We start from the raw sequence: 23,953 nt of genomic DNA, 5'->3' as shown, positions 1-23,953 counted from the left end.
ACGGCCGGACGGGCCCGGGGGGTCAGCCCACCCGGGACGCGGGGCGCGGGTGCGCCGGCTCCGCCTCCAGGAACGGCGCGGCGCCGGTCACCGCCTCCCGCGCGGGAAGCGCCCGGAACACCCAGGTGCGGTACGACCAGAAGCGGAACAGGGTCGCGATGCCGATCCCGAGGAACTTGAACACGTTGCTCTGCAGCGGGCTGTCCCAGCCGAACCAGTACGTGGCCGCGTACAGGAAGCCGTTCTCGATCACCAGGCCGACGAGGCTGAACAGCAGGAACAGGGTCAGTTCGCGGGTGCGACCGCCCTTGTCGGCGTCGCGGTAGGCGAAGTAGCGGAAGCCGACGTAGTTGAAGACGATCGCCACGACCGTCGCCACGACGCTCGCGCGGACCACCTGGAGGCCCGTCGCGTGCCGTACCAGGTTGAACACGACGAGGTTGACCAGCAGCCCCGCCCCGCCCACCGCGCCGAACTTGACGACCTCGCGGACCAGCCGGTCCAGGCGCCGCCGTACCGGGCCGCCCGCGGGCGGCGGGGACGGACGGAGCCCTGCGGAACCATCTCCCATGGTGGTGCGGGCCCCCGTCTGTCGGATGCGGTCCTCGCCGACGCCGTGCGCGGTCGACCCAGCCATGCTAACCACCCCTCTTCCGCTCCTGCCCCCGGTCGGCGCGACCAGTGCGCGGCGCATCGGTAAGAGGCGGGGAAAAGAACGGCAAGAGGCATCGAAACGGTCGCCGGAGCGGGTGCCGCGACCGGTTCCGGTACCGCCGCGGCGGTCCGCCGAGGCACCGGATCGGGCCACCGTGGCGCGCCGGATACCCTGGTGGCGTGACGTTCCCGGTAGTCGGCATGGTCGGCGGTGGCCAGCTCGCTCGTATGACCCACGAGGCAGGCATCCCGCTCGGCATCAGGTTCAAGCTCCTCAGTGACACTCCGCAGGACTCCGCGGCGCAGGTGGTGGGCGACGTCGTCGTCGGCGACTACCGCGACCTCGACACCCTGCGCGCCTTCGCGAAGGGCTGCGACGTGATCACCTTCGATCACGAGCAGGTCCCCACCGAGCACCTGCGGGTCCTGGAGGCGGACGGCATCCCCGTGCGCCCCGGACCCGACGCGCTCGTGCACGCCCAGGACAAGGGCGTCATGCGGGCCAGGCTCACCGCGATCGGCGTCCCCTGCCCGCGGCACCGGCTGGTGGCGGACCCGGCGGACGTCGCCGCGTTCGCGGCCGAGGGCGCGGTGGACGGCGGTGACGGCTTCCCCGTCGTCCTCAAGACGGTGCGCGGCGGCTACGACGGCAAGGGCGTGTGGGTCGTGCGCTCCGAGGCCGAGGCGGCCGAGCCGTTCCGCGCGGGCGTGCCCGTCCTCGCGGAGGAGAAGGTCGACTTCGTGCGCGAGCTGGCGGCGAACGTCGTGCGCTCCCCGCACGGGCAGGCCGTCGCCTACCCGGTGGTGGAGTCCCAGCAGGTCGACGGCGTCTGCGACACCGTGATCGCCCCCGCGCCCGGCCTCGACGAGGACCTCGCGCTGGCCGCCGAGCGGCTGGCCCTGAGCATCGCCGGTGAGCTCGGCGTCGTCGGACACCTCGCGGTCGAGCTGTTCGAGACCCGCGACGGCCGCATCCTCGTCAACGAACTGGCGATGCGTCCGCACAACTCCGGCCACTGGACCCAGGACGGCGCGATCACCTCGCAGTTCGCCAACCACGTGCGGGCCGTCCTGGACCTGCCGCTCGGCGACCCGCGCCCCCGCGCCCGCTGGACGGTCATGGCCAACGTCCTCGGCGGCGACTTCCCGGACATGTACTCCGCGTACCTGCACTGCATGGCGCGCGACCCGAAGCTGAAGATCCACATGTACGGCAAGGACGTGAAGCCCGGCCGCAAGGTCGGCCACGTCAACACCTACGGCGACGACCTCGACGACGTGCTGGAGCGCGCCCGTCACGCCGCCGGCTACCTCCGAGGGACGATCACGGAATGACCGCACCCGCAGTTGGCATCGTGATGGGCTCCGACTCCGACTGGCCCGTCATGGAGGGCGCCGCGAAGGCCCTCGACGAGTTCGGTGTCGCCTTCGAGGTCGACGTCGTCTCCGCGCACCGCATGCCCCACGAGATGATCGCGTACGGCGAGGAGGCCGCCGGGCGCGGTCTGAAGGCGATCGTCGCCGGGGCCGGGGGCGCCGCCCACCTGCCCGGCATGCTCGCCTCTGTCACGCCGCTGCCGGTGATCGGCGTGCCCGTGCCGCTGAAGTACCTGGACGGCATGGACTCCCTGCTGTCGATCGTGCAGATGCCGGCCGGTGTGCCCGTCGCCACGGTCTCCGTCGCCGGCGCCCGCAACGCCGGGCTGCTCGCGGTCCGCATCCTCGCCGCGCACGACGCGGAACTCCAGGAGAGGATGACCGCGTTCCAGCAGGAGCTGAACGACCAGGCCACCGAGAAGGGCCGCCGGCTGCGGTCCAAGGTGGCGTCGGGCTCCGGCTCCGGCTTCGGCTTCGGGAAGTGACCGCCATGACATCGCCCGCATCGCTCGACCGGGCCCGTGAACTGCTGCGCGAGTTCCCCGTCGTCGACGGCCACAACGACCTGCCGTGGGCACTGCGCGAACAGGTCCGCTACGACCTCGACGCCCGCGACATCGCCGCCGACCAGCACGCGCACCTGCACACCGACCTGCCGCGGCTGCGCGAGGGCGGCGTCGGCGCGCAGTACTGGTCGGTGTACGTGCGCTCGGACCTGCCCGACGCGGTCCCGGCCACCCTCGAACAGATCGACTGCGTACGGCAGTTGCTCGCCCGCTACCCCAAGGACCTGCGGGCCGCGCTGACCGCCGCCGACATGGAGGCCGCCCGCGCCGAGGGCCGCATCGCCTCCCTGATGGGCGCCGAGGGCGGCCACTCCATCGCCGACTCGCTGGCCACCCTGCGCGCGCTGTACGCGCTGGGCGTGCGCTACATGACGCTCACCCACAACGACAACGTCGCGTGGGCCGACTCCGCCACGGACGAGCCGTCCGTCGGCGGTCTCTCCGCGTTCGGCCGCGAGGTCGTGCGCGAGATGAACCGCGAGGGCATGCTCGTCGACCTCTCGCACGTGGCGGCGACGACCATGCGGGACGCGCTCGACACCTCCGTCGCGCCGGTGATCTTCTCGCACTCGTCCGCGCGCGCGGTCTGCGACCACCCCCGCAACATCCCGGACGACGTCCTGGAGCGGCTGCCCGTCAACGGCGGCATGGCGATGGTGACGTTCGTGCCGAAGTTCGTCCTCCAGGCAGCCGTGGACTGGACGGCCGCCGCCGACGACAACATGCGCACGCGGGGCTTCCACCACCTCGACACCACCGCCGAGGCGATGCAGGTGCACCGCGCCTTCGAGGAGAACAACCCGCGCCCCGTCGCCACCGTCTCCACGGTCGCCGACCACCTCGACCACATGCGCGAGGTCGCGGGCGTCGACCACCTCGGCATCGGCGGCGACTACGACGGCACGGCCTTCACCCCCGAGGGCCTGCGCGACGTCTCCGGCTACCCGAACCTGATCGCGGAACTGCTCGACCGCGGCTGGTCCCGCACCGACCTCGCCAAGCTGACCTGGCAGAACGCGGTACGCGTGCTGGGCGCGGCGGAGGACGTGGCCCGCGACGTGAAGGCGAGCCGGGGCCCGTCGAACGCGACGCTCGCGTCGCTGGACGGCTGAGGACCGCCGAGGACGGCGAGGACGGCCGGCGGCCCGGAGCCGCCGGTCCGGTCCCGGGCGGGGGCCCGGCGCCCGGTACGCGCGTACCCGGGCGCTCCCCCGCGGCGCCCCCGCACGCGCGTGCCCCCGGGTCGTTCACGCCGCGGCCGTGCCGTCCAGGGCCGGATAGTCGGTGTAGCCGTCGGCCCCGCCCACGTACATGAAGTAGCGCTCCCGCATCGGGTTCAGCGGTGCCCCCGCGCGCAGCCGGGGGACCAGGTCGGGGTTGGCGAGGAACGGCCGCCCGAGGGCCACCAGGTCGGCGCCCGCCGCCAGGACGCGCGCGGTGGCGTCGCCGACGGCCGCCGTGGTGATCTCCCCGAGCAGCGGATTGGCGACCAGCGTGCCCGGCCAGGCCGCCCGCAGCCGCCGGAACAGTTCCGTCTCCGGCTCCGCGCGCACGATGTGCAGGTAGGCGAGCCCCAGTCCCGCCAGGCGCGCGGTGAGCGCCTCGTAGATCTCCCGCGTCTGCCCCTGCTCGTCGGCCCCGTTGACGGTCGAACCGGGGGAGATCCGCAGCCCCGTGCGCTCCGGGCCGATCGCCGCGGCCACCGCCTCGGTGACCTCCGCCGCGAACCGCACGCGCGCGGCGGGCGGACCGCCCCAGCCGTCGGTACGGAGGTTGGTGTTGGCGGCCAGGAACTGGTGCAGCAGGTGCCCGTTCGCCGCGTGCACCTCCACTCCCTCGAACCCGGCGGCGCGCGCGTTGCGGGCCGCCTGCGCGAAGTCCTCGACGGTGGTGCGGATGTCGGCGGCCGTCATCTCCCGCGGGACGACGGACGGCCGGTGCCCGCCGGGCGTGAAGATCGTCTCGGGCAGGGCGACCGGGGACGGCGCCACCGGCGTCAGACCGCTGGTCGCCGGATGCCCCACCCGGCCGCCGTGCTGGAGCTGGAGGAACATCCGCCCGCCCGCCGCGCGCACCGCCCCGGTGACGCCCCGCCAGCCGGCGACGTGCTCCGGCCGGTGGATCGCGGCGATGTCCGGGTAGGTCTGCCCGACGGCGCTGGGTGTCGCCGCCTCGCCGATGATCAGGCCGGCGCCCGCGCGCTGGGCGTAGTACTCCGCCATCAGCGCGCCGGGGGTGCCGTCGGCGGCGGCGCGGTTGCGGGTCAGCGGCGCCATCAGGAACCGGTTGGGGAGGTCCACGGGGCCGAGCCGGGCGGGCGCGAAGGCGTCGGCGGGGACGGGGTGCGTCCGCACTCGCGCGGAACCTGTTGTCTGCGTCATGGACGCACGGTAGAAGTTGACACTGATGTCAGGTTCAAGTCCCCGTTGCGGCAACGGGGTTGAGGAACGGGAGGCGGACAACCCATGCGTATCGGCGAACTGGCCCGGCGCACCGGCGTGAGCGAACGGTCGCTGCGCTACTACGAGACCCAGGGCCTGCTGGCCGCCGACCGCACCCCGGGCGGCCACCGCGACTACCCGGACGCCGCCGTCGAACGGGTCGTCCGCATCCAGGAGTTGTACGCGGCGGGCCTGTGCAGCAGCAAGATCGCGCAGTTGCTGCCCTGCATGCGGGACGAGGACGGCGGCCCGTCCGGGCGCGCCACCCCGAAGCTGGTCTCGGACCTCACCGCCGAGCGCGAGCGCATCGACCGGACGATCGCCGACCTGCTCCGCTCGCGGGACACGCTGGACGAGGTGATCGAGGCGGCGCGGGGCGAGGGGTAGCCCCGTCGCCGCGCGCCGCCGCGCCGGGTGTCAGCCCTCGTCGATGCGGCACAGGCAGAACGGGTGGCCCGCCGGGTCGGCGTACACCCGGAAGTCCTGCTTCGCCGGGTCGCCGGCGTCGAGGACGACGGCGCCCAGCGCGAGCACCCGCTCGTGCGCCGCGTCCATGTCCGCCCACGTGCTCCCCGCGTCGAAGTCCAGGTGGAGCTGCTGCGAGTCGTGGTCGGCATTCGGCCACTGCGGCGGCTGGTACCCGGCCGCCCGCTGGAACGCCAGCCGGGTGCCCCCGGCCAGCCGCAGCGCCACCCAGTCGTCGTCCTCGGGCTCGGGGGTACCGCCGCCGACCTGGGCGTAGAAGTCCGCGAGGGCGCGCGGATCGGGACAGTCGAGGACGACGGAACGCAGACGTGCGACGGGTGCCATGGAGAACCTCTCGGGCGTGGGTACCGGGCGGCCGCCCCGGGCCGGGACGGAGATCCGCAGCGGCAGGGTACGACGACACGACTCATGCCCGGCGACACCGGGGCGAACACGTCGACCCCGCGGTTGCCGCACCGGGTCACACCCACGCCCGGCGTCCGCCACAGCCCCGGGCCCGCCGCTACGACCGGGGCCGCGCCGGACCGCCAGGCGGGGTCGCGCGTCGGGGCTGGTCGGGCGGTGGGCCCTGTCTTGGAGTCGCCCGGCAGTTGCGCTGGCCGTCCGGCCCGGCGGCGGAGGCGCCTTGAGCGGTCGCGGCTCGGCCCGCAGGGCCTGCGGCGCGGGCGGGGCGCGGTCTCCCGCGTACGGACGAGTCGGCGCGGTCCCGCGTGCGGCCCCGCCGGCACGGCGGCCCGTGCCGCCCGGGACGGGCGGTGGACGCGTCGGCCGGGCCCCCTGCGCCGTCTCGGTCGCCGTGACCGGGGCGGAGACGCCCCGGGCCCCGCCGCTGCGGTCGCCCTGCCGGGCGGGGTCCGCCACCGTCTCCGTGCCCCCGGCGGCCCGAGCCGGGGGTGTGTCTCAGGCCGCAGGGCCTGCGGCGCAGGCGGGGCGCGGTCACACGCGTACGGACGAGTCGGCGTGGTCCCGCGTGCGGCCCCGCCGGCACGGCGGCCCGTGCCGCACCCGTGCCGCCCGGGACGGGCGGTGGACGCGTCGGCCGGGCCCCTGCGTCGTCTCGGTCGCCGTGACCGGGGCGGGAGGCGCCCCGGGCCGTCCCCGGGCCGGGGGTGTGTCTCAGGCCGGGCCGTCCCCGAGCCGGGGGTGTTTCTCAGGCCGTCGGGCGGCCCATCGCCCGGTACGTCCAACCCGCCTTGCGCCAGATCGCCGGGTCGAGCGCGTTGCGTCCGTCGAGGACCAGCCGGGTCGTCGCGACCTCGCCGAGCACCGCCGGGTCCAGCTCGCGGAACTCGCGCCACTCGGTCAGGTGCAGCACGACGTCGGCGCCGCGCACGGCGTCCAGGGCGGTCGGGGCGTAGCCCAGCGTCGGGAAGACCCTGCGGGCGTTCTCCATGCCCTTGGGGTCGTACACGGTGACCTGGCCGCCCTGGAGGTGTATCTGGCCGGCCACGTTGAGGGCGGGGGAGTCGCGCACGTCGTCCGAGTCGGGCTTGAAGGTGGCGCCGAGCACGGCGACCCGCTTGCCCAGGAACGAGCCGCCGCCGAGCGCCTCGCGCGTCAGCGCCACCATCTGGCCGCGCTGGCGCATGTTGATCGAGTCGATCTCGCGCAGGAACGTCAGCGCCTGGTCCGCGCCCAGCTCGCCCGCGCGGGCCATGAACGCGCGGATGTCCTTGGGCAGGCAGCCACCGCCGAAGCCGATGCCGGCCCGCAGGAACTTGGCGCCGATGCGGTCGTCGTAGCCGATGGCCTCGGCCAGCTTCGCCACGTCGCCGTCGGCCGCCTCGCAGACCTCCGCCATCGCGTTGATGAACGAGATCTTGGTGGCGAGGAAGGAGTTCGCGGCGGTCTTCACCAGCTCGGCGGTCGGGAAGTCGGTGGCCACGAAGGGCGTGCCCTCGGCGATCGGCGTCGCGTACACCTCGCGCAGCAGGTGCTCCGCCCGCTCGCTGCGCACGCCGACCACGATCCGGTCGGGGTGCAGCGTGTCGTCGACGGCGAAGCCCTCCCGCAGGAACTCGGGGTTCCAGGCCAGCTCGACGGCGTCGCCCGCGGGCGAGAGCTCGGCGACGAGCCGGGCCAGGCGGTCCGCGGAGCCGACCGGCACGGTCGACTTGCCGACGACGAGCGCGGGCCCGGTCAGGTGCGGGGCAAGGGAGCTGATCGCGGAGTCGACGTACGACATGTCGCACGCGTACTCGCCGTGCTTCTGCGGGGTGTTCACGCAGACGAAGTGGACGTCGCCGTGTGCCGCCGCCTCGGCCCAGTCCATGGTGAAGCGCAGCCGCCCGGTGGAGCCCTCGATGCCCTCGGCGTGCCGGCGCAGCAGGTCCTCCAGGCCCGGCTCGTACATCGGGGCCTCGCCGCGCCGGCTCATCTCGATCTTCTCGGGCACGACGTCCAGGGCCAGCACCTCGAAGCCGAGCTCGGCCATGGCCGCCGCGTGCGTGGCGCCGAGATAGCCGATGCCGATCACGGTGATCTTGAGGGCCATGGATGCTCCTGACGTGCCGGGGGTGTACATCGTGCGGTGCGCGGGCCGAGCATATCGGGGGCGTGGACACGGCAATCGGCGGGCATTTCCCCGCTGTCGCCAAGCTCACGTATCCGCCGTGCGCGCGGGACCCCTAAAATTCAGGTTACTTAACGGTAGTTAGCAGCAGCAGCCAGCAGCACAGTGTCATTGGAGCGTGAGAGACCTTGGCCGGATCGGCTGATTTCGACCTGTACCGCCCGTCGGAGGAGCACGACATGCTCCGTGACGCGGTCCGCGCGCTGGCCGAGGCGAAGATCGCGCCGCACGCCGCCGCCGTGGACGAGGAGGCGCGCTTCCCGCAGGAGGCGCTCGACGCGCTGGTCGCGAACGACCTGGCGGCCGTGCACGTCCCCGAGGCGTACGGCGGCAGCGGTGCCGACGCGCTCGCCACGGTCATCGTGATCGAGGAGGTGGCGCGGGTCTGCGCGTCGTCGTCCCTGATCCCGGCGGTGAACAAGCTGGGCTCGCTGCCCGTCATCCTCTCCGGCTCCGAGGAGCTGAAGAAGAAGTACCTGGGCCCGCTGGCCAAGGGCGACGCGATGTTCTCGTACTGCCTCTCCGAGCCGGACGCGGGCTCCGACGCGGCCGGCATGAAGACGAAGGCGGTCCGCGACGGCGACTTCTGGGTCCTCAACGGCGTGAAGCGCTGGATCACCAACGCGGGCGTCTCCGAGTACTACACGGTGATGGCCGTCACCGACCCCACCAAGCGCTCCAAGGGCATCTCGGCGTTCGTCGTCGAGAAGTCGGACGAGGGCGTCTCCTTCGGCGCCCCCGAGAAGAAGCTCGGCATCAAGGGCTCGCCGACCCGCGAGGTCTACTTCGACAACGTCCGCATCCCGGCCGACCGGATGATCGGCGCCGAGGGCACCGGCTTCGCCACCGCGATGAAGACCCTGGACCACACCCGCATCACCATCGCGGCCCAGGCCCTCGGCATCGCGCAGGGCGCCCTGGACTACGCGAAGGGCTACGTGCAGGAGCGCAAGCAGTTCGGTAAGCCGATCGGCGACTTCCAGGGCGTGCAGTTCATGCTGGCCGACATGGCGATGAAGATCGAGGCCGCCCGCCAGCTCACCTACGCGGCGGCGGCCAAGTCCGAGCGCGTCGCCGCCGGGGGCGGAGAGGGAGACCTCACCTTCCAGGGCGCCGCCGCCAAGTGCTTCGCCTCCGACGTCGCCATGGAGGTCACCGTCGACGCCGTCCAGCTCCTCGGCGGCTACGGCTACACGCGCGACTACCCGGTGGAGCGCATGATGCGCGACGCGAAGATCACGCAGATCTACGAGGGCACCAACCAGGTCCAGCGGATCGTCATGGCCCGCAACCTCCCGTAGCCCCCGCAGGACCGGGCGGGAGTACTGGCACTCTCCCGCTTACGAGGACGGCCCCCGGCGACGTGTCGCCGGGGGCCGTCCTCGTTGCGGTGCTGCGGTGCTGCCGTGCCGTGAGGTGGTGCGGGGCGCCGGGGTCAGCTTCCCGAGACCGTGATCTTCTGGTCGTGGTTCAGCTCGTTCACCAGGGTCTTCACCTTCGCGGTGTCCCACTGGAGGTTGCCGTCGGCGGCGTTGCCCGAGATCGGCATGTTCATCGAGACGCCGTCGCCGCTGTTGACGCCCTTCATCGCCCAGAACATCCTGGCCAGGTCGTACAGGCCCATGTCCTTGTCGACGATCAGGCTGTCCAGGCCCGCGCCCAGCGTCGGGTAGAGCTTGAACGGGTTCAGGACGGTCGACGGGGTGGCCACCTGGTGGGCCAGCGCGGCGAGGAACTTCTGCTGGTTCTTCGTGCGCTCCAGGTCGCTCGCGGCGAACGCGTGCCGGGTACGGACGAAGGCGAGGGCCTCCTCGCCGTTCAGCGTCTGCTTGCCCGCCTTGAAGTTCGCGCCCGAGTACGAGTCCTTGAACCCCTTGTCGATGTCGATGGTGACGCCGCCGACCGCGTCCACGATGCTCGCGAAGCCGTTGAAGCCGATCTCCACGTAGTGGTCGATGTGCAGACCGGTGTTGTACTCGACGGTCCGCACCAGCAGCGTCGGGCCGTCCTCCGCGTACGCGGCGTTCAGCTTGGTGTGCCGGCCGGTGTCCGGGTAGGTCTTGCCGGACGTGGAGCCCTTGTACGAGGGGATCTCCACGTCGGAGTCGCGCGGCAGCGAGATGAGCGAGTCGCCGTTGCCGCCGACGTGCAGGATCATCATCGAGTCGGTGCGCTTGCCCTCGGCGGAACCGGTGTGCAGCGCCTTCTTCTGCGCGGCGGTCAGCCCGGCCCGGCTGTCGGAGCCGACGATCAGGTAGTTGGTGCCGTCGCCCGCGTCGGGGCGGTCGATCACCTTCGACAGGTCGACCTCGCGGTTCAGCTTGGAGTCGGCCCAGAAGTACGTGGCCACGGACGTGACGACCAGCACGGTCACCAGCGTGATCACGGTCCACTTGACGCGCCGCCGCCAGTTCGGCCGCGGCCGGGCCGCGGTGCCGTCGCCGTACCCGGGCGGGCCGCCGCCCTGGTGGCCGCCGCCGTAGACCTGGCCCGTGTTGTAGCCGCTGTCGTACCCGGCGCCGTCCCCGTACGGGTCCTGGCCGCCGTGGCCCTGGCCGTCCACGTACGAGGGCTGCTGCGGGACACCGCCGCCGTACTGCGGCGGCGGCGCCTGGCCCGGACGCGCGCCGGGGCCGCGGCCCACCTGCGGCATGACGCGGGCACCCTCGGGGTCGGCACTGGAGCTGCCGCGCCCGTACCGGCCGCCGCGGCCGTCGTCGGACCATCCATCGGGCCAATCGTTCATGTGGCCCAGTGTGCAGTGCCCGGCTGTGCCCGGTACAAGGGTCGCCGTGAAATAGGGGCTGTGCTGTTGCGAAGCTGACACAAAAAGAGGCGGCGTGTCAGCGGCGCATAAGGTGGACGTCATGACAGATCAGGCCGATCAGGCCCATGCCGAGCCCGAGGGCAAGCCGGTCTCGGCCTCCCGGACCACCCTCAGCCACATCATGACCAACGCGGACACCAATCTCCTCGGCTCCGTGCACGGCGGCGTGATCATGAAGCTCGTCGACGACGCGGCCGGCGCCGTCGCCGGCCGGCACTCCGGCGGCCCCGCCGTCACCGCGTCCATGGACGAGATGGCCTTCCTCGAACCGGTCCGCGTCGGCGACCTCGTCCATGTGAAGGCACAGGTCAACTGGACCGGCCGGACCTCGATGGAGGTCGGCGTGCGGGTGCTGGCCGAACGCTGGAACGAGTCGGCCCCGCCCACCCAGGTCGGCTCCGCGTACCTGGTGTTCGCCGCCGTCGACGCCGACGGCAAGCCCCGTGTCGTACCGCCGGTGCTGCCCGAGACGGAGCAGGACAAGCGCCGCAACCAGGAGGCGCAGATCCGCCGCACGCACCGCCTCGCCCGGCGCCGCGCGATCATGGAACTTCGCGAGCGCCGCGCGGCCGAGGGGCACCTGGACTGACGGGGGCGACGACCCGCGGGCCGTCCGGCTCAGGTACGGGCGCAGACGGCCTCGTCGCCCGTCATCACCCCGGTCTCGGACTCCTCCGCCCGCACCTTGCGGACCTTCTTGAAGTCCGTCCCGGCGATCACCTTCAGGACCGGCCCCTGTCCGGGCACCGCGCGCAGTTCGCTGCCCGGCAGGGCCGCCGCGAGCGACCGCGCGGAACGGTCCCAGCGCGGGTCGTACGCGACGACCGTGCGCCGCACCGCCCGGTCGCTCGCGGCGAGCGGCCGGGCCGACGTGAGGAACCCGGTGGCCGCGAGCTGGGCGTCCACCCGGGTGCCGAGGCCGGAGAGGGGCGTGCCGTTCTCCACCTGGACCCGGATCTGCTCCGGCGGCACCGCGACGGTCACGGCGGTGGAGCGCGCGTGGCGCACGGCGAGCGGTCTGTCGTCGCGCAGCTTCTGGAACAGCTTCGCCGACTTGGCCGCGTCCCACTTCAGGGTCGATCCGATGCCCTTGACGGCGAAGCCCATCTGCCCGATCGGCACGGTGGTGAACTCCGAGGAGGACGGCGAGAAGTTCCGCATCGCCCGCCCCAGTTCGAGCAGTTCGTCGGTGCCGAACCCCTTGTCCGCGCGCACCGAGCCGAGCACGGCCCGCGTCACGTCGCGAAAGCGCAGGGGGTTCAGCAGCACGCCGGAGGAGGTGGCCCGCTCGATCAGCGCCGCCAGGAACCGCTGCTGGCGCTTCATCCGCCCGAGGTCGGACGCCCCGTCGACGTGCCGCGACCGTACGTACTGGAGCGCCTGCCCGCCGGAGAGCCGGTGGGAGCCGGCCGGCAGGTCGAGCCCGGTGTACGAGTCCTTCATCGGCGCGGCCGTGCAGATGCGCACCCCGCCCAGCACGTCCACGGTGCGCATGAAGCTGGTGAAGTCGACCTCCATGTAGTGGTCGATCTTCACGTGGGTCATGTTCTCGACGGTACGCACCGTGAGCTGCGGGCCGCCCTCCGCGTACGCCGCGTTGATCTTCACCGGGTGCGGCTCGTGCCGGCGGCCGGTGTTCTCGTCGACGTGGGCGGGCAGCTCCGCGTACGAGTCGCGCGGGAGGCTGACCACGCTCGCCCGGCCGCGGTCCTGCGAGATGTGCACGATCATGATCGTGTCCGTGCAGTGGCAGGGGGCGCCGCCCAGCCGGTACCGCTGCCGCTCGGCCGGGGTGATCTTGTCGCGGCCGTCGGTCCCGACGAGCAGGACGTTCATGCCGTGGCCCGCGCGGGGCCGGTTCTTCATGTCCTTGAACGGGTCGACCCGGGCGATCTTCGCGTCGAGGCTGGTCATGACCGAGTGCCCGATCCCGGCCGAGGCGAGCACCGCCACGGACAGGGTCGTCGCCGCCCGCATCACCCAGCGCGGTCTCCTCGGCCGTGCCGCCGGACGGGGCGCGCGGGCCGCGGCCGGGCGTGCGCCGGCCGGCCGGGGGCGGCGCGGGGGCCGCGAGGGGGAGGACCGGGGCGGTGGGGTGGGCATGGGCAGGACACCTCCGCGAGGGCCGTACGTGGGGACCGTGAGCACGGTAGGCCCATACGATCTGCTGCCCGGTACGCCGACCCCGCGCCGCGCACCGGTGTCCCCCGTTCGCGGTAACGTGAGCACCGATGAACGCCAATCCCGACGTGCAGCTCCCCGCCGTTTCTGTGATCATGCCCGTCCTCAACGAGGAACGGCATCTGCGCGGAGCCGTCCAAGCGATCCTCGCGCAGGAGTACGCCGGCGAGACGGAGGTCGTGATCGCCCTGGGTCCGTCCACGGACCGTACGGACGAGATCGCCGCCGAGCTCGTCCGGGAGGACCCGCGCGTCCACACCGTGCCGAATCCCACCGGCCGCACACCCGCCGCGCTGAACGCGGCGATCGGGGCCTCGCGCCATCCGGTCGTCGTCCGCGTCGACGGGCACGGCATCCTCTCGCCGAACTACATCGCGACCGCCGTGCGGCTCCTCGCGGAGACCGGCGCGCAGAACGTCGGCGGCATCATGCACGCCGAGGGCGAGAACGACTGGGAGCGCGCGGTCGCCGCCGCGATGACGTCGAAGATCGGCGTGGGCAACGCCTCGTTCCACACCGGCGGCGAGGCCGGCCCGGCGGACACCGTGTACCTCGGGGTGTTCCGGCGCGAGGCGCTGGAGCAACAGGGCGGCTACAACGTCGAGTTCATCCGCGCCCAGGACTGGGAGCTGAACTTCCGCATCCGCGAGGCGGGCGGCCTGATCTGGTTCTCGCCCGATCTGCGGGTGTCCTACCGGCCGCGCCCGAGCGTGCGCGCGCTGGCCAAGCAGTACAAGGACTACGGGCGTTGGCGTCACGTGGTGGCCCGCTACCACGCCGGCTCGATCAACCTGCGCTACCTGGCCCCGCCGGCCGCGGTCGTCGCGATCGCCGCGGGAATCGTGGTGGGCGCCGCGCTGACGCCGTGGGCGTTCGTCGTCCCCGCCGGCTACCTCGCCGCGATCGTGCTCGGCTCGCTGCCGGCCGGCAAGGGCCTGGGCCCGAAGGCCCGGCTGCGCGTCCCGGTCGCCCTCGCCACCATGCACATGTGCTGGGGATGGGGCTTCCTGACCAGCCCCAAGTCCCTGGCCCGCCGCGTCATCGCGTCCCGCCGGCCGGCGGTGCTGTCGAGCGACCCGGGCACGGACGCGAACACGGGCGCCGCGGCGCTCTGAAGAACTGACGGGCCGTCAGTCCGTCCCGGAATGTCCAAACACCCCGTGCGGGCCGCCCTGTTGAGGGCGGCCCGCATCGCGTCGGCGTCGTCGCGGGCTACCAGGTGTAGGCCGGGTCGACCTGCATGCAGGCCTTCTTCGCGCCGTTGAGCAGGTCCGCCGAGTCCGGTGTCGTGTCGTCCTCGTCCGCGGCGGTGTACTTCGTGCCGTCGCGCCAGTCGGCGCCCACGACCAGGGTGACCCCGGAGACGTCCGCCGACTTCTTCACCGCGTCCGTCCCGATGCCCAGCGCCTTCGCGACCGCGCGGGCGTCGCCCTCCAGGTCCGCGCTCGGGTAGCGGACCACCGTGGTGTCCTCGCTGACGGCGGGGGAGGTGTCCGCGACGGCCTTGGTGAAGCCCTTGCCGGTGAGCAGGCCGGCGACCGCCGCCGCCCGGCCCTGGACGGCGCCCTTCGCCTCCGTAAGGGTGCCGTTGACGACCCGCACCGCGATCTCGTCGTCCGCGGCGGCCGGGTCGGCCGGCTTGTCCGAGGCGGCCTTCTTCTTGTCCTTGCCGTCCAGCGCGATGTCCTGGCGCACCAGCCGGAACAGCTTCGCGGCGTCCTCCGGCTTCGGCACCACGCGGTTGCCGTCGGGCGCGTACTCCCACGGCATCGTCGTCATCGAGATGCGCGAGGTGGGGACCTTCTTCAGGTCGAGGCTGAGGTCGTAGAGCTTCTTCGGCGAGCCGAGGCCCTTGTCGACGGTCAGTGCCTTCACGGCCGTCTCGGCGAGCTGGCGCAGCCTGTTGGGGTTGCTGAGCGTCGCGTTGGCGCGCAGCTGGCGCACCATCGAGTTCATGTACTGGTGCTGCGCCTTGGTGCGGGCGATGTCGGTGTCGTCCTCGAAGCCGTAGCGGGTGCGCAGCCACTGGAGGGCCTGCTTGCCCTTGACCGAGGTGGTGCCCGCCTTCAGCTTCAGGCCGGAGCCGTGGCCCTGGGAGGTGTGGGAGTAGATGTTCTTGTCCACGCACACCGGGACGCCGCCGATGGCGTCCGCCATCGACACCACACCGGCGAAGTCGACCATGATGAAGTGGTCGATGTGGATGTCGGTGAGCTTCTCCCACGTGGCCACCGTGCAGCCCGGACCGCCGCGGCCCAGTGAGTCGTTGGCGATCGTGTAGGTCTTCGCCGCGTACTCCGTGCCGGTGTCCGGGTCGGTGCACTTCGGGATGTCGAGGAGGGTGTCGCGCGGCATGCTCACCACCGACATGTTGGTGCGGTCCGCCGACACGTGCAGCAGCATCTGCACGTCCGCGCGCGGAGCGGTGTTGTACGTGTCCTTCGCGCCGCCGAGGTCCTGGTTCTCCTTGGAGTCCCGGGCGTCGGAGCCGATCAGCAGGATGTTCAGCGGGGTCTGTCCCGCCGCGTTGGCCTTGGGCTTGGCGGCCCGGTCCTTCGAGTCGCCGATGTTGAGGTCGTCCTTGCGGAGATCGCCGTTCAGCCGCTGGTAGTAGAGGTAGCCCGCGCCGGCGGTCCCAAGTATCAGCACCGCCAGGACGGTCGCCGACCAGCGCAGCACACGGCGTCTGCGCCGTCGCGGGTCCGTGGGCATGCGCCTGCGCGGACCCCTTCCGTCGTCCTTGCCGCCGCGTCCGCCGCGTCCGCCCGCCCGCCGCCCGCCGTCCGACGTCCCGCCGCGGCTGTCACCGGACGCTCCGCTCCGGCCCTGCCGCGCCAGGGGCATCGTGCCCTCGACGGCGGGTACCTCCCCCTGAACACCGCTGTGTGTCACTACCGGTCCCTCCCACCCCTGCGCCCCCTGTTGCCCGCAACGGGCCCGTCAATACGTCTGTTTGACGCACGACGGGCCCGAAGGGATGCTCACTTGGCGCACTCGACCTTGTCGGCCGTGGACTTCTGCACCCCTTCCGGCGCCTTTGTCGGGGTGGTGAGCGAGACGCCGGCGCCCTTGAAGTCCTTGCCGAGGGTCAGCGTCATCGCGGGAAGCCCCTGGGAGTTGATCACACTCTTGCCGGGCTTCAGCGCCGATCCGGACAGGCCCATGAGGGAGGCCAGTTCGCGGGCCTGGTCGGCCTGGTCGGGCGCGTACTCCAGGGTGGTCTTGCTCAGCGGCGCGTCCGCGTTGCCGGCGTTCTCCGACTTGAGCACGCCCTTGTCGTTCTGGAGCCAGGTGAGGGTCTCCGAGGCGGAACCGCCGGGGGCGCCGCCGTTGAGGAGCCGCACCCGCACGTCGGACGCCGCCGACTTGGTGCCCTTGAGCCGGTCCGCCGCGGCGTCCTTCGCCGCCGCCTTCTTCTTCGCGACCTCCGAGAACGAGACGTCGTCCTGGATCATCTGGAAGACCTGGGGAGCGGTCGTCTGGTTGAGCACGACCGTCACCGGGGTCTTCTCGGCCGGGTTGTCCACCACCGGGACCGTGGTGAACGTCAGGTTCTTGACGTTGAGCTTGCCCAGCTCCATGCCGAGGTCCTTCAGCTTCCCGATGCTGTCGATCTTGTCGTCGACGGTCAGGGCCTTGGTCCCCGCCTCGGCCAGCTTGACCATCTTGGTTGGGCTGGTGAGCGTGGAGTTGGACTTCAGCTTGCGCATCAGGGCGCTGAGGAACTGCTGTTGGAGCTGGATGCGGCTCAAGTCGCCGCCGAAGCCCACCGAGTGGCGGGTGCGCACGAACGCGAGGGCCGTCTCGCCCTGGATGTGCTGCATGCCCTTCTTCAGCTTCAGGTGCGAGTCCGCGTCGTCGATGTCCTTGCCGAGGCACACATCGACACCGCCGACCGCCGTGGTCAGGGTCTTGACCGCGTTGAAGTCGGCCACCATGAAGTCGTCCGGGGTCACCCCGGTCAGCTCGGTCACGGTGCGCATGGTGCAGCTCGGCGTGCGGCCGTCCTGCCCGAGGCTGGTGTTGAACCGGACGCCGTCCGCGCCCGGGATCACCTTCGACGAGCCGTCGGCCTGCTCGGTCGGGCAGTCCGGCACGTCCGTGATCAGGTCGCGCGGGATGCTCAACGCGGTCGCGTTGGAACGGTCCTTGGAGACGTGCAGCAGGATCGTGGTGTCCGCGTGGCCGACGCTGCCGGAGTCGCCGTAGCCCTCGTTGCCGGAGCCGGTGCGCTTGTCCGTGCCGATCACCAGGATGTTGATGGCCTTGTCCTTGCTGAAGCCACCGGTGCTCGCGCCGTCGTCGGAGACGGACGTGATGTTGTCGTTGAGGTGCTTCAGGTAGAGGTAGCCGCCGCCCGCCGTCACCAGCACGACGAACGCCATCGAACCGCCGGTCCACAGCACGATCTTCTTGGCGCGCGACTTCTTCTTGACGGGTCTGCGGCCCCGCCTTCCCGGCGGCGGCTCCTCGGGCGCGCCGCGGCGTCTGCGGGGACCCGGCACGTCGCCGCCCGGGGTGGTGGTGTCACGGCGCTCGCGTCCCGGCACCTGCGTACGGCCTCGCCCCGGGGCGCGGTCGTCGACCGCGTCGCCGTGTGCGCCGGGCGCCGCTCTGCGCGGCCCGGGGACCGGCGACCGCGGAGCGGAAGGAGCCAGTCGCAGTTCGTATTCGCCGGTGCTCGGGTTGAGCACCCACTGGTCCGCCGGGTCGATGTTGTCCGCCCGGCCACGGCCTTGCGCGTCCACGGTTGTCTGAGTCCTCCGTCGGGGCCACGCGGCGCCTTCCCCCTCAAGAGGCGCTCGGGTCTCGGTCACACAGTGCACGGCCGCGGGACTGACCTTGCGGCCTGATGCACCGGATCGCTCACACTATCCGCCCAGTTCGGCAGCGGGCGACGCCCGGTGACAAATTCCACGTCCGCACACCGGGGCAATCCGCCGCATTACCGTGGACGAAGGTTCGGTGCCTTGGGGATTGCTTTACTTACAGGCGTCCTGGGCGGCCGTATTGCCGCGGAACGTGGGCGCCGGAGAGGCATCCGCGTCGAACGGCTGCCCGTACGCGGAGCCCGCGCCGCCCCCGTACGGGTGCTCGTTCCCCGGGCCGCCCCGCCCGTCGTGCTCCGACGCGTCGACGACCACGACCGGCCGGTCCGCGCGCAGTCGCCCGAACAGCTTCCGCGCCTCGGGCTGCACGAGCTGGTCGCGGTTGGCGTCGTAGACGTACGCCTCGCGGGGCACGGTCAGGAACCGCACCCCGTTCGTGGGGATGTGCCGCAGCCCGCGTACCAGGTCGTACAGGCCGCGCAGACTCGCCAGACCCGGGTCGGTCGTCAGCGACGAGGTGGCCGCGTCCAGCACCGGGTAGAGCTTCGCCGGGTTGAGCAGCACGTCGTTGCCGCGCACCTTGTTGACGAGCGCGCCGAGGAACTGCTGCTGGCGGTCCATCCGTTCGGTGTCGCTGCCGTCGCCGAGCGTCTTGCGGGCCCGCACGTACCCGAGCGCCTGCTCCCCGTCGAGGGTGACCCGGCCGGCGGGCAGCCGCAGCTTGGCGGCCTTGTCGTGGATCGGCTCGCGCAGGCAGATCCGCACGCCGTCCACGGCGTCGACCATCTGCTTGAACCCGCGGAAGTCGACCACCACGTGGTGGTCGATCCGCACGTCCGTCAGCTTCTCGACCGTACGGATCGTGCAGGCCGAACCGCCCACCTCGAACGCGGAGTTGAACATCGCGAACGTCGGCCCGGTGCGCGTGCCGTCGGGCCGCAGGCAGCGGGGCACGTTCACCATCAGGTCGCGGGGCAGCGAGACGGCGGTCGCGGTGCGCCGGTCCGCCGACAGGTGCAGCAGGATCGTGGTGTCCGAGCGCTCGGTGCCCGAGTCCCGCCCGTACTTCCGGTTCCCGGCGCCGGAGCGGGAGTCCGAACCGATCAGCAGGATGTTCTGCGCGCCCTTGACCAGAGTGGTGGGCCGTTCCTTCTCGTAGCGCGCGAGTTCCCTCGCGGCGGCCTCGTCCGGGGTGATGTTCCCGCTCAGGTGCTCGTAGACCGCCCAGCCCGCCCCGGCCGCGCCGAGCACCACCACGGCGACCCCCAGGGACGTCCACCGCACCCAGCGCCGCCTGCGCCGCCGCGCGAGGCCGCGCCCGGAGGCCGACGCGCCCAGCCCGGGACCCACGGCCGCGGGACCGTCGCCGTCCCCGTCCGCCGCTCCGGAGGGCGTGCCTGCGGTGTCGGTCACGTCTGGTTCCACCCCTCCTGGCGACGAACGTCCTCGTGCTGTCCTACGACCATGGCCCGAACACACGGGGCGGGGTGCCCTGAGCTGGGCCGAACGGGTGAGGGCGACGGGAAGGGGCGAGGGGCGCCCTCGCCGCCGCCGGTGCGCGCGACGGGCTCCGGGGCGCCGGCGGTCGGCCTCTGCTCGGCGGGCGCGGGGCACCGGGGTGCCGGGACTCCGAACTCCGGTGGACCGCGCCGGAGTTCGGCTGCGACGGGGAGGTGCGGTGCCGGGGCCGGGTACGGCCGGGTCGCGATCGGCCGAACGGGCTTCGGGGGTACGGGGGTTGGGTGTCGTTCCGCCGTGGTGCCGGGTGGGCTGCGGGCCGGACGTCACGGCAATGAACGGCCGCCGGTGGCCCGGTGGTTGGGTGCCCGGCTGTCGCGGCGCCGGGTGGGGGCGTCGGCCTCACCGGTCGGGGCGGACCGTGGGCGGGACTCGATCGGCTGAACTGAGGCCGGCGCCACGGGGGTTGGACGGATGACGAGGACCCCGCCGACCGGGGCGGGCGGTCCCCGGGAGGCGCCTCGGCCCTGAGCGCCGGGGCGGCCCTCGGCGCGGTGGCGTCGGCCGGGGGCCGCGGTGGGACCGGCGGGCGGGCCGGCGTGGGCCGGGGGTGCCCGAACTCGCCTGTGCGCGGGCGGGGTCGGGCCTGCCGCGGGCATGCGCGCGGCGGCAGGCCCCGTCAGGTCAGCGGGCCGTCGCCGTGACCCGTTCCGTCTCGATGCGCTTCGCCAGTGCCTCGGCCGGCAGTTGCTCGGGGTGGCGGCACAGCACCACGGAGCCGCCGGTCGCCAGCGGCGCGTACAACCCGGCGCTCAGCCCCTCCCACGTGTCGTACGGGAGACCGGACAGCAGCCGGGAGCCGGGGCCCGTCAGGTCCAGGCCGGGCGCGTCGGCGAGCGCGCGTTCGACCACCTCGGCGCCCGTGTACCGGGCGCCGGCCACCACCAGCGCGGGTTCCGTCGGATCGACGGGCGCGAACGGCGCGAAGCGGTCGCCCTGGCCGGGCACCTCCACCGCGTAGTCGGCGAAGCCGTCCGGCGCGGTGGGGAACCGGCCGCCGAGCGGCCGCAGCGCGAGCGCGACACGTTCGCCGGTACAGGCGCGGGCGGCGTCCAGGGTGTCCGGACCGCTCACCACCAGGTCCGCCGCGCCGGGGTCGCCGCCGACGTCCGCGATCACCCCCACCGAGGAACAGGCGAGCAGCCACACCGCCGTCTGCCAGTGCGCGGGCAGCAGCAGCGCGACACGGTCGCCGGGCTCGGCGGACAGCTCGCCCTGGAGCAGGTTGGCGGTCTTGGCCACCCAATTGGCGAAGGTGGCGACGGACAGTTCGACACGTTCGCCCGTGGCGTCGTCGTAGAAGGTCACCAGGGGGCGGCCGGGGTCCGCGGCGAGCGCGGAACCCAGCAGGTCGGCAGGGGTGCGGTCGGTGGCGTTCACCCGCGCAAGCGTACGCGGGGGCCGGGGCGCGCCCGGCGCGGCGGGGCCACCGGTTCGGGGGAACGGGGGCCGACGGCCCGTCAGTTCCCCGATGGACATATTTATGTGACTATGTCCAAGATCGTTGACATGCGTGGATTTCTTGCTACCTCGATCGTTGTCGCGAGCGCGGCCGCACTCGCCCTTCCGACGACCCTGCCCGCCGCCGCGGCGACCGCCTCCGGGCGGGGCCCCGTCGCGGGAGCGGCCACGACCGCCGAGCAGGCCGCGGAGCCGGGCACCCGGTCGGTTCCCCTCGTCCCGCTCACCCGTGACAGGGTCCTCGGCACCGCCCCCGAACAGGGCCTGCCCGCACGGGACGTACGCCACTTCTCCCTCCTCGGTGTCGTCTGGGACAGCCCCCGCACGGAACTCCTCGGCCGGGTCCAGGTCCGCACCCGTACCGCCGCGAGCGGTGCCTGGTCCGGCTGGCAGGACCTGGAGACGCACAACTCCGAGCACGGCGCCGACCCCGGCACCGCCGAGGGCGGGTCGGCCCGTGTCCGGGGCGCCACCGCCCCGCTGTGGGTGGGCGACTCGGACGGCGTCGAGGTGCGTGTCCGCGCGGCCGGCGCCGACGAGGCGGCCGCGGACGGCGAGCACGGCGACGGCGCCCGGCCCCGTACGGCGGCCGACGGGACCGTCACCCTCCCGACCGGCCTGCGCCTCGCACTCGTCGACCCCGGCCGCGACCCGTCCGTCCCGCGGACCGCCCCGGGCGACCGGGCCGACGGGACGCCCGTGGAGGCGCCGCCCGCCGGTGCCCCGGACACCGGTGCGCTGCCCGCCGGAGCCCTGGACGCCGCGACGAGCGCCGCCTCGGCCGCCAACTCCGACGTCGCCGCGCTGGGCGCCACCGAGATCGGCGCCCTCGACCGGGCGGCCACCGAAGCGGAACTGCTGACCGTGCGGGCCGGCCAACTGACCGACGAGCAGCGGGTGAAGCCGCACATCGGGCCGCGCCCGCGCATCGTCACACGGCGCGGCTGGGGGGCGAACGAGAAGCTGCGGGAGAAGAAGTTCGGTTACACGAAGACGGTCAAGGCGGCCTTCGTGCACCACACCGCCACGGGCAACACGTACCGCTGCTCCCAGGCCCCGTCAGTCATCCGCAGTATTTACAGCTACCACGTGAAGAGCATGGGCTGGCGGGACATCGGCTACAACTTCGTCGTCGACAAGTGCGGCACGATCTACGAGGGCCGGGCCGGCGGTGTGACCAAGCCCGTCATGGGTGCCCACACCCTCGGCTTCAACTCCAACAGCACCGGGATCGCCGTGCTCGGCACCTTCGGCAACAGCAAGCCGCCCGCCGCGGCGGTCCGCGCGATCGCCCGTTTGGTCGCCTGGAAGATCGGCCTGTACGGGGGCAATCCGAAGGGCAAAACATATCTGCGGTCGGGCGGTGGCAATCTCTACCGAAAAGGCAAGAATGTGCGACTGAACGTGATCTCCGGCCACCGGGACGGCTTCCTCACGGAGTGCCCCGGGCGGCAGCTCTACGGCAAGCTCGGAACCGCCCGTTCCACCGCCGCGTACTACCAGGGGCGCTGAACGGGGCCGCCGGCCCGGGATCACGGTCACCGTCGGGGGCATGGGCGGGACACGGCAGGGACACCGCACGGTCGTCGAGGGCGCTGGAGAACGGTCTGCATACACTGGCCGGCCGAATAGCAGTTCGGCCGGTCCCGGCAGGAAGCAGAGACGACAGGTGACAGAAGCGATCCTCCTGGTCGGCGGCAAAGGCACCCGGCTGCGACCGCTCACGGTGCACACCCCCAAGCCCATGGTCCGGGCGGCCGGCGTGCCGTTCCTCACGCACCAGCTCGCACGGGCGCGCGCGGCGGGCGTCGAGCACATCGTGCTCGCCACCTCGTACCTCGCCGAGGTCTTCGAGCCGTACTTCGGCGACGGCTCCGCGCTCGGCCTCCACCTGGAGTACGTCACCGAGGAGGAACCCCTCGGCACCGGCGGCGCCATCCGCAACGCGGCGGCCCACCTGCACTCGGGCCCGGAGGAGCCGGTCCTCGTCTTCAACGGGGACATCCTGACCGGCCTGGACATCGGCGCCCTGGTGCGCACGCACGACACCTCCGGCGCGGACATCTCCCTGCACCTGACGCGGGTCACCGACCCGCGCGCGTACGGACTGGTCCCCACCGACCCCACCGGACGCGTCACCGCGTTCCTGGAGAAGCCGCAGTCGCCCGAGGAGATCGTCACCGACCAGATCAACGCGGGCGCGTACGTCTTCCGCAGATCCGTGATCGACACCATCCCGGCGGGGCGCCCGGTCTCCGTCGAGCGCGAGACCTTCCCCGAACTGCTGGCGGCCGGCGCCCACCTCCAGGGCCTGGTGGACTCCACGTACTGGCTCGACCTCGGCACCCCCGCCGCGTTCGTGCGCGGCAGCGCCGACCTGGTGCTGGGCCGGGCACCCTCGCCCGCGGTCCCGGGGCGGTGCGGCGACCGGCTGGTGCTGCCCACGGCGACGGTGGCGGCCGACGCGAAGCTGACCGGCGGCACGGTGGTGGGCGAGGGGGCGTTCGTCGCGGAGGGCGCGCGGGTCTTCGGCAGCACGATCCTGCCCGGCGCGGTCATCGAACCGGGCGCCGTCATCACCGACTCCCTGATCGGCGCCCGCGCCCGCGTCGGCGAACGCTCCGTGCTGACCGGAACGGTGATCGGCGACGGTGCGGTGGTCGGCGCCGACAACGAACTCCGCGAGGGCGTACGGGTGTGGTGCGACGCGCGCATCCCGGCGGGGGCGGTGCGGTTCTCGTCGGACGAGTGACGGCTGACGGCTGACGGCTCCGCCCGAACGCGCGGTGTCCGGCGGGCGGTGGTGCGGAGTGTGTGCCCAATGGCCCTGCTGTGCGCCGGAGTTGGCTGAGCGGCTCGGCGGTGGCGGGCCGCACCCGGCGCCGGCGGGCGGCCGGGTGGCCCGCGTCAACGTACCTGCGGTGCGCGGTGGTTGAGGAGAAGCGGTCCGCCCGTCCCCTCCGCCCCGTCCGGTGCGTGCGACCGCCGTGGGCGTCGGACACCGGCCGGGCCGTCCCAACCGGCGTGCGGAGTGGGGGCGT

19 protein-coding genes are annotated in these 23,953 nt (G+C 72.9%); 9 read left to right on the top strand and 10 right to left on the bottom strand.

Features of this window, described 5'->3' with window-relative positions:
- Positions 1-22: 22 nt before the first annotated feature.
- Positions 23-571, bottom strand: coding sequence for a GtrA family protein (locus ACFZA0_RS11960; RefSeq protein ID WP_391015336.1), 549 nt, complete (start codon positions 569-571; stop codon positions 23-25).
- Between the two features lie 263 nt (positions 572-834).
- Between ACFZA0_RS11960 and ACFZA0_RS11955 the strand changes: the two genes are divergently transcribed.
- Genes ACFZA0_RS11955 through ACFZA0_RS11945 form a run of 3 tightly spaced genes read left to right on the top strand, consistent with a single transcriptional unit; the run spans position 835 to position 3,709 of the window.
- Positions 835-1,989 (top strand): 5-(carboxyamino)imidazole ribonucleotide synthase, encoded by a 1,155-nt coding sequence (locus ACFZA0_RS11955; protein ID WP_391014516.1) that lies wholly within the window; start codon positions 835-837, stop codon positions 1,987-1,989.
- Positions 1,986-2,516: a 5-(carboxyamino)imidazole ribonucleotide mutase gene (purE, locus tag ACFZA0_RS11950; RefSeq protein WP_391014514.1), complete on the top strand. Its 531-nt coding sequence runs from the start codon at positions 1,986-1,988 to the stop codon at positions 2,514-2,516. Before ACFZA0_RS11955 ends, purE begins: the two co-directional genes overlap by 4 nt.
- Positions 2,517-2,521: 5 nt before the next feature.
- A complete protein-coding gene (locus ACFZA0_RS11945; RefSeq protein ID WP_391014513.1) occupies positions 2,522-3,709 on the top strand; it encodes a membrane dipeptidase in 1,188 nt (395 codons plus the stop codon).
- Positions 3,710-3,844: 135 nt separating this feature from the next.
- On the opposite strand, the gene ACFZA0_RS11940 is transcribed toward ACFZA0_RS11945, so the two are convergent.
- Positions 3,845-4,978, bottom strand: coding sequence for an alkene reductase (locus tag ACFZA0_RS11940; protein WP_391014511.1), 1,134 nt, complete (start codon positions 4,976-4,978; stop codon positions 3,845-3,847).
- 84 nt (positions 4,979-5,062) lie between these two features.
- On the opposite strand from ACFZA0_RS11940, the gene ACFZA0_RS11935 reads away from it, so the two are divergent.
- Positions 5,063-5,425 carry a MerR family transcriptional regulator gene (locus ACFZA0_RS11935; RefSeq protein ID WP_391014510.1) on the top strand — a complete coding sequence of 121 codons (363 nt, stop codon included), beginning with the start codon at positions 5,063-5,065 and terminating at the stop codon, positions 5,423-5,425.
- Between the two features lie 30 nt (positions 5,426-5,455).
- On the opposite strand, the gene ACFZA0_RS11930 is transcribed toward ACFZA0_RS11935, so the two are convergent.
- On the bottom strand, positions 5,456-5,848 hold the full coding sequence (locus ACFZA0_RS11930) for a VOC family protein (RefSeq protein ID WP_391014509.1): 393 nt from the start codon (positions 5,846-5,848) through the stop codon (positions 5,456-5,458).
- Between the two features lie 826 nt (positions 5,849-6,674).
- Positions 6,675-8,018 (bottom strand): nucleotide sugar dehydrogenase, encoded by a 1,344-nt coding sequence (locus tag ACFZA0_RS11925; RefSeq protein ID WP_391014507.1) that lies wholly within the window; start codon positions 8,016-8,018, stop codon positions 6,675-6,677.
- A 206-nt stretch (positions 8,019-8,224) separates the two neighbouring features.
- Between ACFZA0_RS11925 and ACFZA0_RS11920 the strand changes: the two genes are divergently transcribed.
- A complete protein-coding gene (locus tag ACFZA0_RS11920; RefSeq protein WP_391014506.1) occupies positions 8,225-9,397 on the top strand; it encodes an acyl-CoA dehydrogenase family protein in 1,173 nt (390 codons plus the stop codon).
- A gap of 134 nt (positions 9,398-9,531) precedes the next feature.
- Here the strand turns inward: ACFZA0_RS11920 and ACFZA0_RS11915 are convergent, their stop codons facing one another.
- Entirely contained in the window at positions 9,532-10,842 is a 1,311-nt protein-coding gene (locus tag ACFZA0_RS11915; protein WP_391014504.1) for an LCP family protein, read from the bottom strand.
- 121 nt (positions 10,843-10,963) lie between these two features.
- On the opposite strand from ACFZA0_RS11915, the gene ACFZA0_RS11910 reads away from it, so the two are divergent.
- Positions 10,964-11,512 (top strand): hotdog domain-containing protein, encoded by a 549-nt coding sequence (locus ACFZA0_RS11910; protein ID WP_391014502.1) that lies wholly within the window; start codon positions 10,964-10,966, stop codon positions 11,510-11,512.
- A 29-nt stretch (positions 11,513-11,541) separates the two neighbouring features.
- On the opposite strand, the gene ACFZA0_RS11905 is transcribed toward ACFZA0_RS11910, so the two are convergent.
- A complete protein-coding gene (locus ACFZA0_RS11905) occupies positions 11,542-13,026 on the bottom strand; it encodes an LCP family protein (protein ID WP_391014500.1) in 1,485 nt (494 codons plus the stop codon).
- A gap of 128 nt (positions 13,027-13,154) precedes the next feature.
- On the opposite strand from ACFZA0_RS11905, the gene ACFZA0_RS11900 reads away from it, so the two are divergent.
- A complete protein-coding gene (locus tag ACFZA0_RS11900) occupies positions 13,155-14,219 on the top strand; it encodes a glycosyltransferase (RefSeq protein WP_391014498.1) in 1,065 nt (354 codons plus the stop codon).
- A 97-nt stretch (positions 14,220-14,316) separates the two neighbouring features.
- Here the strand turns inward: ACFZA0_RS11900 and ACFZA0_RS11895 are convergent, their stop codons facing one another.
- From ACFZA0_RS11895 to ACFZA0_RS11880, 4 genes are all read right to left on the bottom strand, one after another.
- Complete coding sequence (locus ACFZA0_RS11895; RefSeq protein WP_391015334.1) at positions 14,317-15,948, bottom strand: LCP family protein; 1,632 nt, start codon at positions 15,946-15,948, stop codon at positions 14,317-14,319.
- A 137-nt stretch (positions 15,949-16,085) separates the two neighbouring features.
- Positions 16,086-17,852, bottom strand: coding sequence for an LCP family protein (locus tag ACFZA0_RS11890; RefSeq protein ID WP_391014496.1), 1,767 nt, complete (start codon positions 17,850-17,852; stop codon positions 16,086-16,088).
- Between the two features lie 234 nt (positions 17,853-18,086).
- A complete protein-coding gene (locus tag ACFZA0_RS11885) occupies positions 18,087-19,346 on the bottom strand; it encodes an LCP family protein (RefSeq protein WP_391014493.1) in 1,260 nt (419 codons plus the stop codon).
- A gap of 729 nt (positions 19,347-20,075) precedes the next feature.
- Positions 20,076-20,831, bottom strand: a complete 756-nt coding sequence (locus ACFZA0_RS11880; protein WP_391014491.1) for a TIGR03089 family protein — start codon at positions 20,829-20,831, stop codon at positions 20,076-20,078.
- 111 nt (positions 20,832-20,942) lie between these two features.
- Between ACFZA0_RS11880 and ACFZA0_RS11875 the strand changes: the two genes are divergently transcribed.
- Positions 20,943-22,424, top strand: coding sequence for an N-acetylmuramoyl-L-alanine amidase (locus ACFZA0_RS11875; protein ID WP_391014490.1), 1,482 nt, complete (start codon positions 20,943-20,945; stop codon positions 22,422-22,424).
- A gap of 157 nt (positions 22,425-22,581) precedes the next feature.
- The gene (locus ACFZA0_RS11870) at positions 22,582-23,664 is read left to right on the top strand and encodes a sugar phosphate nucleotidyltransferase (RefSeq protein ID WP_391014488.1); all 1,083 of its coding nucleotides are present in this window, start codon (positions 22,582-22,584) and stop codon (positions 23,662-23,664) included.
- Positions 23,665-23,953: the final 289 nt, after the last annotated feature.

It is taken from the genome of Streptomyces sp. NPDC008150, from assembly GCF_042956945.1.
Classification (GTDB): Bacteria; Actinomycetota; Actinomycetes; order Streptomycetales; family Streptomycetaceae; genus Streptomyces.
Note: the sequence above shows the minus strand (reverse complement) of the source record. Positions and strands in the feature narration are given on the sequence as shown.